This is a genomic window from Halalkalibacterium halodurans (assembly GCF_005671335.1).
GTDB lineage: Bacteria > Bacillota > Bacilli > Bacillales > Bacillaceae_D > Halalkalibacterium > Halalkalibacterium halodurans.
On sequence record NZ_CP040441.1, the window covers coordinates 1,333,808 to 1,347,546 of the forward strand.

The 13,739-nt window shown below is 44.4% G+C and carries 8 protein-coding genes; all 8 read left to right on the forward strand.

Annotation, left to right across the window (positions count from 1 at the left end; all coding sequences use genetic code 11):
* The first annotated feature begins 244 nt into the window (after positions 1-244).
* Positions 245-1,600 (forward strand): MATE family efflux transporter, encoded by a 1,356-nt coding sequence (locus FED51_RS06430; protein WP_083445575.1) that lies wholly within the window; start codon positions 245-247, stop codon positions 1,598-1,600.
* 138 nt (positions 1,601-1,738) lie between these two features.
* Positions 1,739-2,581, forward strand: a complete 843-nt coding sequence (locus FED51_RS06435) for a Cof-type HAD-IIB family hydrolase (RefSeq protein WP_053431642.1) — start codon at positions 1,739-1,741, stop codon at positions 2,579-2,581.
* A gap of 154 nt (positions 2,582-2,735) precedes the next feature.
* Positions 2,736-4,232 (forward strand): coproporphyrinogen III oxidase, encoded by a 1,497-nt coding sequence (locus FED51_RS06440; protein ID WP_053431641.1) that lies wholly within the window; start codon positions 2,736-2,738, stop codon positions 4,230-4,232.
* 168 nt (positions 4,233-4,400) lie between these two features.
* Positions 4,401-5,099, forward strand: coding sequence for a response regulator transcription factor (locus tag FED51_RS06445; RefSeq protein WP_010897323.1), 699 nt, complete (start codon positions 4,401-4,403; stop codon positions 5,097-5,099).
* 13 nt (positions 5,100-5,112) lie between these two features.
* Positions 5,113-7,365: a sensor histidine kinase gene (locus FED51_RS06450; RefSeq protein ID WP_053431640.1), complete on the forward strand. Its 2,253-nt coding sequence runs from the start codon at positions 5,113-5,115 to the stop codon at positions 7,363-7,365.
* Between the two features lie 1,008 nt (positions 7,366-8,373).
* Positions 8,374-9,630, forward strand: a complete 1,257-nt coding sequence (gene ltrA, locus FED51_RS06460; protein WP_010896223.1) for a group II intron reverse transcriptase/maturase — start codon at positions 8,374-8,376, stop codon at positions 9,628-9,630.
* Positions 9,631-9,870: 240 nt separating this feature from the next.
* On the forward strand, positions 9,871-11,622 hold the full coding sequence (locus tag FED51_RS06465; RefSeq protein ID WP_053431639.1) for an ABC transporter ATP-binding protein: 1,752 nt from the start codon (positions 9,871-9,873) through the stop codon (positions 11,620-11,622).
* Positions 11,619-13,643, forward strand: a complete 2,025-nt coding sequence (locus FED51_RS06470; protein ID WP_053431638.1) for an ABC transporter ATP-binding protein — start codon at positions 11,619-11,621, stop codon at positions 13,641-13,643. Before FED51_RS06465 ends, FED51_RS06470 begins: the two co-directional genes overlap by 4 nt.
* Positions 13,644-13,739: the final 96 nt, after the last annotated feature.

Sequence of the window (13,739 nt, forward strand, 5' to 3'; positions counted from 1 at the left end):
ACTTCAAGTGCATCCTTCTGTAAGTCAGCATAGGTCTGAAGGCTACACTGATCCTTTTATCTTCATGCTTCGGTCCAGTCACTACTTTTTTAAGCAGGCACTTTCTAACTAAAAAGAGTATATACAGTAAAAAAGGTTGTCATCGAGGGAAGTTTCCCGTTACAATTTAAATCGTAATGATAGCGATTATAAAGGATTTGTTACGTTACATACAATCACTCAATGGTGAAGGAGTATATGATTTGTGGATAAAAAGAAACATTCATTAAAGACGCCCGTCATGACGCATCGGGCTTTTCTTGCTTTGGCCATTCCGCTCATCTTTTCTGCGATGACGACACCACTCATTGGTGCTGTTGACACGGCCATTGTCGGACATCTACAAGATCCTGCTCTGATCGGTGGAGTTGCGGTCGGTGCACTCATTTTTAATACGATGTATTGGTTGTTCGGTTTTTTGCGAGTAAGTACATCTGGTTTTTCAGCGCAAGCGCTCGGGAGGAAAAAAGAAGATGACATCATGCTGGCGTTTGTTCGGCCTTTTCTTCTCGCGATGTTTGTCGGGCTGTCATTTATTTTGCTACAACACCCGATAAAAAGTGCCTCGCTATTGATCATCTCTCCGCCCGAACATGTCGGGCTGTTTGCTGAGCAGTATGTGGCGATTCGCATTTGGGGTGCCCCATTCGCCCTCATCTCCTATGTCGTGATTGGTTGGCTGATGGGTATTGGTCGGATCCGCGGGGCAGTCACTATTCAGGTCGGTACTAATTTGCTAAATGTTGCCCTTGATTTTCTCTTTGTTTATTGGATGCAGTGGGGAATCGGGGGTGTCGCAGCTGCAAGTTTGATTGCGGAAGTGACAGGGGCTGTCGCCGGGTGTCTATTTGTTTTACGGTGTTATTCATTTTCTGTATTTTCTTCATTAACGCAAGTGCTCGATAAACGGCCAATTCTCCATATGCTGACCGTTAATCGTGATTTGTTTATTCGCACGATCTGTCTTCTTACTGTGTTAACGACCTTTACGTCGATAGGCGCAAGGTTTGGAGAGGTGTCGCTTGCTGCGAACGCAATTTTGCTGCAGCTTCACTATTTAATGGCATATATGTTTGACGGTGTCGCGAATGCCGCTAGTATTGTCGTGGGGCGTTCGGTCGGTGCACGAGATCGATCGCTGTTCGAACGTGTCGTTCGTCTAGACATAGTCTGGTCCAGTGTCATTTGCTTATGGCTCGTTTGTACATTAGGGCTAATGAAGGAGCCCATCATTGCTCTTTTTACGAGCATTCCGGCTGTTCAAGCGGAAACTCTTCAGCTGTTTGGTTGGATTATGCTGTTTCCAATTGCTGGGTTTTGGGGGTTGCAGCTTCATGGGATGTTTTCAGGGGCAACCGTGGCCCGTCCGATTCGGCAATCGATGATCATCGCTATGCTCGTTTTCCTTATAAGCTGCTGGTTGTTTGTCCCATTATGGGGAAACAACGGGCTTTGGCTGTCGTTTATCGTCTTTACGATCGCCCGTTCTATGACATTACACCTGTCGTACCCTGCTTTGCAACGGTTGTTCCACGATAAAGAACGGTCCATTGGAGCATGAGAGGCACTGATTTCGACAGAACCAGTAAGAAATGAATAGTACGCAGTTCTCTCTGTGCTAGTTCTATTTTTATAGAGTGGATCATAGGGTAAAGGTATAAGCCATGAACAGGTAGGAGTCCTTTAAGGGGGAATCAGCATGACATACCGATTACTTGCCCTGACGATTGACAATGCTGTCCTTCGGTCGAACGGCAAAATTAGCCGACAAACGAAAGATGCGATCGATTATGTGAAGAGCAAAGGGGTATATGTAACCATAGCAACGGAACGTCCATTTCCGGCGACAAAAAAAGTGGCCAAATCGTTAAAGCTCGATGGATACTTGATTTCAAACAATGGGGCGTTCGTGGCGGAGGCGAGCGACCAGCCGTTATTTGCCCGGAGAATCCAACAAGAAAAAGCGATCCATTTAGTCGAGTTATTGGAGCAATTTAATTGCCACATTCGTGTATTTCATGAATCGTATGCCGTGGGTAATCGTATGAATCAGAAAAACCATCTGATTGCAAAGATGACTGTTGGCATTGGAGATCCTTTGTTCTATCCAGTTCATTTCGTTGATACGGTAAGTGATCAGCTTCTGAAAGATCCATTTGCTCCGTTGAAAGTGCAAGCTGAATTTACAGATGACTTGGAAAAAGAGCGAGCATTGCGAGAGTTGAAGGCAGCAATCCCATCGATTACCATATCGTCAGGAGAAGAAGGGCGAATCGATATTGTGAACTATAGTGTGAGCAAAGGGAGAGCTCTGCTTCGACTTGCCCAGCATCTTGGCATCGGTCCAGAAGAAACAGTGGCTATTGGGGCTTCAAAGGCGGATGTGGAGATGGTGAGCCAAGTTGGCTTAGGAGTCGCAATGGGCAATGGAGCAAAGGAAGTAAAAGAAGCGGCCCATTGGGTGACGCGCACCCACGATCAAAATGGCGTATCTTATATGGTGCGAGAAGTATTTCGCAAACAGTTACGCGTTCAATTATAAAGTGAAACTTAAACGGTTGAACAGTTCCCCCTTAAGAAAGACTTAAGGGGGGCATTGTTGTGAGAAGATATGTAAAATCACAGTTGATATTCTGTTTCTAGTTGGGTACACTTAGTTTGATTTTGAAAAGGATAGACATGAGGAGTTAGTGACAATGAACGTTTCCATACACGGGCTTGATCGCCATTATGAACAGCAAATCACTCATTTAGCACAATTATTTATCGAAGAACCAGAGATTTTATGGGGAGAGCAAGAAGCTGATCTTCATGTTTCCTTCGAGCTTTTATCCAATCTAAAAGCACGTGCTTCTCTGAGACATGCGAGCTTAGAACAACCGCTCACGACCTTATTTTCATATCCCGAGTGGTCGATGTTTGATCGGGCGGATGAACAAAAGCTTATGAAGCGAGTGTTAAATTATTTGTTTTTTGATGTGATGGAGCAATGGTCTGGGTTGAAGCAGCCGTGGGGCGTGTTAACAGGCGTAAGGCCGACAAAGCTTATGCACCAAATGCGCAGAGCTGGCTTAAACCGTGAACAGATAAGAAAAGAGCTGAAAGATCTTTATCGAGTCTCAGAAGAAAAAGTCGGTTTACTGGAACGGATTGTTGAGCGTCAGCTTGCCGTTCTTCCAGACTTGGACGAGCTCGATCGGGGTGTGAGTGTTTACATTGGTATTCCGTTTTGTCCGACGAAATGCGCTTACTGCACGTTCCCTGCTTACGCAATTAACGGGAAAAATGGCTCTGTAGAGGCTTTTTTAGCCGGCCTTCATTATGAAATCGAAGCAACGGGCAAGTGGTTAACAGACCATCAAATACCCGTTACGACGGTTTATTTTGGCGGAGGGACGCCAACGAGCATTACGGCTGAGCAAATGGATGCTCTTTATGAAACGTTATATGATTCGTTCCCTGCAATGAATCAAGTACGCGAATTGACCGTTGAAGCGGGGCGACCTGATACGATTACCCCTGAAAAAATTGAAGTGTTGAAAAAGTGGAACGTTGATCGGATTAGCATCAATCCCCAATCGTTTGAAAATGAAACCTTGCAAGCGATCGGTCGTCACCATTCGGTGGAAGAGACGATAGAAAAATACAAAATGGCTCGCGATTTAGGGATGGAGAATATTAACATGGATTTAATTATCGGGCTACCTGGAGAAGGGCCAAAGGAGATGGCTCGCTCTCTAGAAGAGACGGAGAAGCTTATGCCTGAATCGTTGACGGTTCACACGCTTTCCTTTAAGCGAGCGTCCACAATGACGAAAAACCGTGATAAATACAAGGTAGCAACTCGGGATGAAATTGCCGAGATGATGGCGATGACGAGTAGCTGGACCGAAGACCATGAATATGCCCCCTACTATTTGTATCGGCAGAAAAACATTTTAGGGAATTTAGAAAATGTCGGGTATGCCTTGCCTGAAAAAGAAAGCCTCTACAACATCGTCATTATGGAAGAAGTTCAAACCATTATCGGTCTTGGATGCGGGGCGACGAGTAAATGGGTAGAACCGGGGACAGGGAACATCTCGAGACATGCAAACCCGAAAGACCCACGAACCTATAACGAACGGTTTAAACAGTATACAGAAGAAAAGCTTGATAAGCTAAATGAGTTATTTCAATATGCAACTAAATAGATACGGATAAAATGAATCACCTTAAGGCATAAGCAAAGCCGCGGTGATTTATTTTATTGCATCTTTCTCCAATGATTTCTTAAGAAATTCTTCAGATTTTTACTAAGTATTTGTTAAGATCTCATCATTACAATAGAGTTTGACATGGGAAAGGAAGGGACGGTTCAAATGACTCAGGGGTATAACGTGCTTGTGGTCGATGATGATAAGGAAATCCGTGAAGGAATCACCATCTATTTAAAAAATGAAGGGATGAACGTCTTTCAAGCGAAAGACGGAATTGAAGCGCTCGAACGTTTAAATGAAGAAGATATTCACTTGATGCTTCTTGATGTGATGATGCCTCGCCTTGACGGTATACAGACGACGTTAAAGATACGTGAAGCCCGTAACATCCCGATTATTTTTCTCAGTGCGAAAAGTGAAGAAGCTGATAAGGTACTGGGATTGCAAGTGGGCGGTGATGATTATGTAACAAAACCGTTCAACCCGCTGGAGCTCATTGCGAGAGTAAAGTCTCAGCTTAGAAGATACGTGAATCTCGGTACATATGAACAGAAAAAGCAGCTTATTAACTTGAACGGGATTACGCTTGATCTTGATGCGAAAGAAGTAAAAGCTTATGGCGAACCTGTCAAGCTAACACCGATTGAATACCGAATTATTGAATTGTTGATGACTAATGCAGGCCGGGTGTTTTCGATAGCAGAAATCTACGAACGTGTTTGGAACGAACCGTCCTTTCAATCATCAGAAAATACAGTCGCTGTTCATATACGAAAAATTCGTGAAAAGATCGAAATCGATCCTAGCAACCCGAGACACTTAAAAGTCGTTTGGGGAATTGGCTACAAGATGGAGCGATGAACGGAGGAAATCGATGAAACGAGGAAGAGACATTCAAATTCTGCTCTTATGGTTAATGTTGATCACCATCGGCTTTGCATTAGTTGCTTCAGCATTGTTAAAAGCCCCGTATTATACGAAGGACTATTTTGATTCGAATGAGTTTGCCGAAGAGATGGATGATTTTTGGGGCTATTTTTATCTATATGAAATCATAGAGACAAACAAGGCCGAATTGTTGGCAAACCTTGAGGTGACAGAGGATGAAATTAATGAACACCGGTACAGATACGGTACACTGGCCGAACAAGTTGCCAATATCCACGCCCAATACGAGGAGCAGATTCAGCTTGCCCGCCTAGAAGAGAATGAAGATTTAGCTCAGTTCTATGAAAACGAACGAGATGAAAAAATAAAAGACATCACGTTAAATTTTGAAAGTGATGAACATGTAAAAAAGAAAATTCTTAAGGAAAAAGAGGCGCGATTCGATGAACTATTTCAAAGGTTAGAGAGAGATCGCACTTTATATGATAACTACAAGCAATCCATTTATTATGTGTTAAAAGATCGCAACACGGAAAAGACGTTTTGGAACCTGTCAAGCGATCAAACGTGGGAAGAAATGAAAGAAGACGAAAGGTTTTTATATGAAACATCTGTGAAAGGGACAGGGGATGATCATCCGGTAACGCCGGAGACGTATCGGTTCGAACATCACTTTTACGATTTCCTTCATGGAGATTATGTAATGGATGATGAATATGTAGATATGGACTATTATCTTGAGGCTCTAACCGGAGACCTCTCGTATCCAATTTTAGAAGGGAAATTAGCGATTGCAAGTGAACGAGAGGGCAATCGCTTCGTTTCTAATTATGAATACTACCAGTTGCAACAGCAGCGGATGATCTATGAAGGGGGCATCGGATTTGTCCTTTTATTAGCAGGTTTATGGTTTAGTCTTAAAAAGGCACCTTTCCGAGCACTAGGAGGCGGAATTTTTGAGAGAGCCTATCAAAAGCTTCCGATTGATCTTCGTTATAGCGCTTTCCTCATCACGCTATTCATCGACTTGGCTTTTCTGTTCACATTTGCGCAAGAAGGACAGTTTGCATATACGTACACGATAGAGCATGTGATTGTCATAGGATGTCTCATCTTCCTTGCATTTGTTACCTTTAGTCAGCTCGTTTTGTTACTTGATGTCGTGAAAGATCCTGACGTCCATAGCGCCCAATGGCGAAATAGCTTATTGTTCTTGATTATTTCCACGATTCGCGAAGCGTTTTTAGATTTATCGACAGGGTTTCAGTGGGCATTGATGATGATGATTGTTGGTTTATTTGGAGTAGGAGCTGCGGCTGTATTATATCATCCGCCCCTATTGCTCATCTATTTTCCACTCACTCTGCTCGTTTTAGGGCCCACACTTGTGTATCTGTTTCGTCAAGCAGGCTACATCAATCAAATTGTGGCCAATACATGGGACATTAAATCCGGGCATACCCCCCAAGATTTGCCGGTAAGAGGCCGTTCTGCTCTCGCCCTTCTTGCCCAAAACATTAATACGATGAAGAAAGGGATGAAACAATCAGAGCGAGAGCAAGCCAAAAGCGAGCGATTAAAAACGGAATTGATTACGAATGTAAGTCATGATTTGCGCACGCCATTGACTTCGATCATTACGTATACAGAACTGTTAAAGGACGCTGATGAACAAGAACGAGCAGATTACATTGAGATCATTGACCGCAAAGCGCGAAGGCTAAAAATATTAATCGACGACTTGTTTGAGGCATCAAAAATGTCAAGCGGCAACATCGAATTAACTCTGGAAACAGTCGATGTGTTGCAGTTGTTACAACAAGCGCTAGCTGAGTATGGAGAAGCGCTCGAACAGTCGTCCCTTCAACTACGAATTTCGGTTCCAGAGGAGCCTTTATATATAAAAGCAGACGGACAAAAAATTTGGCGTGTGTTTGATAATCTGATCCAAAACATTTTAAAGTATTCTTTGGAGCATACGAGAGTTTATCTATCGGTCAAAGAAAAGAAAGAAACCGTCGAAATTATTATTAAAAATGTCGCCAAGTATGAGTTAGGCGACAATGTGGATGAACTGCTTGAACGATTTAAGCGGGGAGATCAGTCGCGAAACACGGAAGGGTCTGGGTTAGGACTCGCCATTGCTAAATCGATTGTCGACCTCCATGAAGGATATTTAGACATCGATGTAGATGGGGATTTGTTTAAGGTGATTATTCAGTTGCCGATGACAAATTAGAAAGAGAGTTCAGTGGTTTTAAAAATGTATCCCATATAGATAGAGTAGTCAGAGAAGTGCTCCTAATAGGTAGACAGATAAAAAATTTTTTCGCCTATTAGGTGCTTTTTTCGCTTTTAAAGCTCAAGTCTAAGAAAAACGATGACTTCTACCAATAAGTCTAGAGAGTAAGAAGTAAAAAAGTTACCATTATCTTCATTTTTCCGTTGCAATTGAGGAAAGTTTCGATTAAGATATAAAGGCATAGAACGAGTAGATGAAAGGAGGTTGCTGATCATGAAAAGAGATCATGGCATGATGGACGTACGACAATTTCATGAAAAGCGTAGCCTCCTGTTAAATATGAATCTTGACGGGATCTCTGGCTGCGCATAGCAGCTGTTTCGGTTATACAACTGGTTTCCTCATGATTTTTCAAATCAAAAGGCATCCACGGCTGCGTGGGTGCCTTTTTTGGGTGTGCCAGGCATGCGCATATTCTCTAGGGTTCAAGTCCCGAACTGTGAAGGCAGTCGTAACAGTTAGCTTAAGACAAGGGTGTCTGGGGTGACCCAGAATCTGAAGGAAGTCGGCGGCAAACCTCCGCTCCTAGGAACACGAACTTCATATAAGGCTAGGTAGACTTGGGTGAGATTGCCTAACAAATCAAAGTCCAGACTGCCAAAGGGTCTACCGAGTAAATGAAGAGGAGACATGGAGGGGAAGAATGTGTACTTACCCTGGGAGATCTGACTGATACGCGACACGCATGTCGTAACCTTGCATAAGAGTGCAAGCTGAACGGTCAGAAGTCAGCAGAAGCCATAGTACCCGCTTGGTCTAGACAAGAGGGGAAGGGCTGAATCACGTAAGGAGAATCATCCCTTCGCATACACGCATCTTGATGAAACAGAAAACGAAGAACCTCCTTCGTGGAGGAAGCGATGAATCTCGCTGGGGACACGAAGAGAGGGTGGAGAGAGCGCGTCACATAAGAAGAACCGATGATTCACGTAGGAGATTGATACGATGTTGGAACGAATTCTATCCCGTGAAAACTTAATACAAGCACTCGAACGAGTGGAAAAGAATAAAGGAAGTTACGGTGTGGATGAAATGGACGTAAAATCCCTACGCCTCCATCTTCATGAAAACTGGACTTCCATTCGAAATGAGATCATAGAAGGGTCTTATTTCCCGAAGCCTGTCCGTCGAGTCGAAATCCCGAAACCGAACGGTGGCGTAAGGAAACTAGGGATCCCCACGGTGATGGATCGTTTCCTTCAACAAGCGATCGCCCAAATCTTGACTCAACTCTATGATCCAACGTTCTCCGAACGAAGTTTTGGGTTTAGACCGCATCGGAGAGGACATAACGCCGTCAGGCAGGCGAAGCAGTGGATGAAGGAAGGATACAGATGGGTCGTAGACATTGACTTGGAGAAGTTCTTCGACAAGGTGAACCATGACCGTCTCATGAGGAAACTCTCCTCCCGAATCCAAGATCCTCGAGTGCTTCAACTGATTCGCCGATACCTCCAAACGGGTGTGATGGAAAGAGGACTGGTGAGCCCGAACACGGAAGGAACTCCGCAAGGAGGACCGCTTAGTCCACTCCTGTCCAATATTGTCCTAGATGAGTTAGACAACGAATTGGAGAAACGTGGATTGAAGTTCGTCCGCTATGCGGACGACTGTAACATCTATGTTCGATCCAAACGAGCGGGGCTCCGTATCATGGAGAGCGTAACCTCTTTCATCGAAAACAGGTTGAAACTTAAGGTCAACCGAGAGAAGAGTGCCGTTGATCGTCCTTGGAACCGTAAATTCCTAGGATTCTCCTTCACACGAGGAAAGGATCCGAAAATGAGGGTGTCTAAGGAAAGTGTCAAACGACTCAAACAACGGATTCGAGAACTGACGAGCCGAAGACACTCCATGAAGATGTCTGATCGGTTACGCAGACTGAATCGCTACCTAACAGGTTGGCTTGGGTATTATCAATTGGTGGACACACCAAGTATCCTCGCCCAAATCGATGCATGGATCAGAAGAAGATTAAGGATGATTCGATGGAAAGAGTGGAAAACCACTTCCGCTAGACAAAAGAATCTAGTCAGATTGGGGATCAAGAAGGCGAAGGCTTGGCAGTGGGCGAACAGTCGAAAAGGCTACTGGAGAGTCGCTCACAGCCCGATCATGGATTATGCCCTGAACAGTGAATACTGGAAAGGACAAGGTCTCATGAGTCTAGCCGAGAGGTATCAAACAAGACGTTGGACTTAAGTGAAACCGCCGTATACGGAACCGTACGTACGGTGGTGTGAGAGGTCGGGGGTTCGTCACCCCCTCCTACTCGATTGAAGAAAACAGTTGGAATTTTCCCTCTATTCACACGGTTTCATCTACTTGTTTTGAAAAAATAACAGAGGTGATTTGAAATGAAACGAACCATTCAGTTGTTTAAAATGATGGAGCTAGAAGGCGGTTAGTGTCCGAATAAGAAAAAGGAAGTGAACAATTGTCATGTTACGAGTTCTTGGTCAATTATCTTGGTTCTTTAAAGAAGAATGGAAGCGCTACACGATTGCGCTTGTTCTCTTATTAATTGTTGGCATTACCGATCTTGCACCAGCATGGATTTTAGGGCTGGCCATTGACGACTTTCAAATGGGTCAATTATCGGTTCAATCAGGCCTCTATTATGGAGGAATACTTACTTTAATCATGGTCATCAGTTACGGTCTAACCTTTGTATGGATGTCCAAACTGTTTGGTGGTGCCTTTGTCATTGAGAGGAAGCTACGCAGTAAATTCATGCGTCATTTATTCAAGATGGACCCGACTTTCTATGAACGGCAGCGAACGGGTGACTTAATGGCACGAGGAACGAACGATTTAAAGGCGGTATCTAATACAGCTGGGTTTGGCATATTGACACTGATCGATTCAAGTGTGTTTATGTTTACGATCTTGATTGCCATGTGCGTGTTGATTGATTGGAAGCTTACCATTGCCGCTGTCCTACCGTTGCCGTTAATGGCGATTATCATTACGGTGCTAGGGAAAAAAATTCATGGCCGCTTTATGATGGCACAAGATGCGTTTGGCTCTTTAAACGATAAAGTGCTTGAATCGGTTGGGGGATTACGAGTCATCCGTGCGTTCAGTAAGGAGCGAGCAGATGAAGACCATTTTCGCGAAATGAGCGAGAATGTCTATCAAAAAAACATCCTTGTAGCGAAAACCGATGCGCTATTTGAACCAGCCGTCAACATAATCGTTGGAATGAGCTATATTATCGGGTTAGGATTTGGCTCCTACTTAGTGTTCCAGCAACAAATTACTCTCGGCCAATTGGTGACGTTTAATGTCTATCTTGGGATGTTAATATGGCCAATGTTTGCGATTGGGGAACTAATCAACATTATGCAGCGAGGCAGCGCTTCTCTTGACAGAATAGACGAAACGTTGCGAGAGCGGGAGGATGTCCCGAATCCTGAGCAGCCAACTAACACGACCGATTTTCAAGATATTCGCTTTCAACAGTTGTCCTTTAAGTACCCTGGCTCAAAAGGAACGCAATTGAAGCAAGTATCGTTTCAAGTGAATAGAGGTGAGACGCTCGGAATTGTGGGCCGAACGGGCAGCGGGAAAACAACACTTGTGAAACAACTATTAAAATATTATCCGATCCATGAAGGGGAAGTGTCGTTAACGGATACAGCTCTTCGTGATATGGAAAAACAACATGTCCGCAAGTGGATTGGTTACGTTCCACAAGATCATATTCTTTTCTCAAAAACGGTGAAGGAAAACATTTTATTTGGAAAGCAGGATGCGACGGAAGAAGAGCTACAAAAAGCGATTTGTCTTTCAGCATTTGATCAAGATTTAAGCTTTCTACCAGACGGGTTAGAGACGCTCGTCGGTGAAAAAGGGGTGGCCCTTTCCGGGGGACAAAAGCAGCGAATTTCAATTGCTCGCGCCCTCATCGCTGATCCTGACATTTTGATCTTAGATGATTCATTGTCAGCGGTTGATGCGAAAACAGAGGCGAAAATAATTGGCAATATTCGCAAGGAACGTGCAGGTAAAACAACAGTCATTACGACGCATCGTATTTCTGCTGTAGAGCACGCAGACCGAATTCTCGTATTAGACGAAGGCCGCGTAATCGAAGAAGGGACTCACCAACAGCTGCTCCAAAAAGACGGTTGGTATGCAGAGCAAGCGCGAAGGCAAGCGCTTGATCCAGTAGAGGGGGTGAGCCCATGACCGCAGGAAAACGATTGTATCAATATGCATTAACGAGTAAAAAGACAATTTTGTTTGCGTTGGCTTTGTTAACGGTCAGCGTGGCGGCTGGATTAACAGGTCCATTTATTGCGATGACTATTATTGACCGTCATATTACGGGTATCGAGGAGCCATGGTATGAAACGACCGAACAAGCAAAAGCCGTCGAATACAATGGGACATGGTACATTCGCGAGACGTACATGCCAGACGACGCACCGAGAGAGCATGAGGTGCAAATTGCGCAAGTTGGCTTGACATTCGTGTTTACAGAAGAGCCGCTCCCAATGGATGGGGCGAAATCGTACAATGATGGCGTGCTCCGAGTAACAGTAGGAGATGACATGTATGAGACGGAAGCAGTGCCGCTTACGACTCAAGAGGTTATGGCATTTTTTACACCAGAAATTCGCCCGATTGTCCAGTTGCTGTTGTTTTATTTTGGACTGATGGTTGTCGCATCCTTCTTTCAATACGGTCAACGCTTTTACTTGCAAAAGGCCGCCAATCGTATCATTCAACGGTTGCGGATCGATCTGTTTAATCATTTGTCGCGTCTTCCTGTACGCTTTTTTGACAACATGCCAGCAGGGAAGGTCGTCTCACGAATTACCAATGACACGGAAGCCATTCGGGAGCTCTATGTCGCAGTTTTAGCTAACTTTTTTACGAGTATTATTTACATGATTGGGATCTATATTGCGATGTTTTTGTTAGACGTTCGCCTTGCCTTCATTTGTCTCGGCTTAATCCCGATTCTTGTGTTGTGGATTGTGCTTTACCGAAAGTACGCATCGGCGATCAATCATCGAATTCGCTCGAAAATTAGTGAAATCAATGCATCCATGAACGAAAACATTCAAGGGATGAGCATCATACAAGCGTTTGTTCGGGAAAAAGATTCTGCTGACACGTTTGATCGTCTGAATGACTCTCATTACCGTGACCAAGTGAAGCTGCTACGCTTAAATGCCCTTACCGGTCATAACCTTTCATGGGTGTTACGAAACCTCGTATTCGTCGGACTTATTTGGTCGATCGCTGGAACGTCGCTAGGTGCTGGTAATGCGCTAACTCTCGGTGTTCTCTATGCATTTGTCGATTATGTGAACCGACTGTTTGAGCCAGTTAATCGAATCGTCCATCAATTACCAAATCTTGAGCAAGCGCGAGTGGCCGGGGAGCGAGTATTTGAGTTAATGGATAAAGAGGGGACAGAGGTGAGCGATGAAACGATCCCTCGTCCTAAAGGAGATGTCGTATTCGACAATGTTAGCTTTGCGTACAAAGAGGACGAGAAGGTTTTGAAAAACTTAACGTTCCATGCCAAGCCTGGGCAAACGATTGGTTTAGTCGGTCATACAGGTTCAGGAAAAAGTTCAATCATGAATTTGCTCTTCCGTTTTTACGATTGCGATGATGGGCAAATTCGGATTGATGGGCAAGACATTAAGGAGATCTCGCCACAGGCCTTGCGTCAGCATATGGGAATTGTGCTTCAAGAGCCGTATTTATTTACAGGAACGGTCGCATCGAACCTATCGTTGTCCAATCCTGCTATTACGCGAGAGGCGATGGAGGAAGCGCTACGATTAGTAGACGGAGAGCATGTATTTGCCGATTTGGAGCAAGGGTTAGATGAAGAAGTGAAAGAAAAAGGAAGCACCCTCTCCAGCGGTCAGCGCCAGTTGATTAGCTTCGCTCGTGCCCTTGTGGCAGACCCAGCCATTTTAGTGTTGGATGAGGCGACTTCCAATATTGACTCAGAGACGGAGGCGATTATTCAGCGCGGGCTGGAGGCGCTAAAGCGCGGCAGAACGACATTTGTCATTGCCCATCGACTATCAACGATCAAAAATGCGGATCAAATCCTCGTTCTTGATAAAGGAAAGATCATTGAGTCAGGGACTCATGATGAACTAATGGAGCGAGACGGTGCTTATGCGCAAATGTATCATTTGCAAAACCAAGAGAGGAGTGCTGCAAGTACAGCCGGTTAATGACATGTAAGGGTGTCCCGTGATGGGGCACCCTTTTTGTACTATAAATCTTTAACAGGTGATTGTAACCAATATAAGAAAAGAAAGAATAAGCGA

What these genes read in the sequence shown, in the direction of transcription:
- FED51_RS06440 (WP_053431641.1), top strand. Translation starts at nt 2,736, where the DNA reads ATGAACGTTTCCATACACGGGCTTGATCGCCATTATGAACAGCAAATC.
- FED51_RS06450 (WP_053431640.1), top strand. Translation starts at nt 5,113, where the DNA reads ATGAAACGAGGAAGAGACATTCAAATTCTGCTCTTATGGTTAATGTTG.
- FED51_RS06445 (WP_010897323.1), top strand. Translation starts at nt 4,401, where the DNA reads ATGACTCAGGGGTATAACGTGCTTGTGGTCGATGATGATAAGGAAATC.
- ltrA (WP_010896223.1), top strand. Translation starts at nt 8,374, where the DNA reads ATGTTGGAACGAATTCTATCCCGTGAAAACTTAATACAAGCACTCGAA.
- FED51_RS06435 (WP_053431642.1), top strand. Translation starts at nt 1,739, where the DNA reads ATGACATACCGATTACTTGCCCTGACGATTGACAATGCTGTCCTTCGG.
- FED51_RS06470 (WP_053431638.1), top strand. Translation starts at nt 11,619, where the DNA reads ATGACCGCAGGAAAACGATTGTATCAATATGCATTAACGAGTAAAAAG.
- FED51_RS06465 (WP_053431639.1), top strand. Translation starts at nt 9,871, where the DNA reads ATGTTACGAGTTCTTGGTCAATTATCTTGGTTCTTTAAAGAAGAATGG.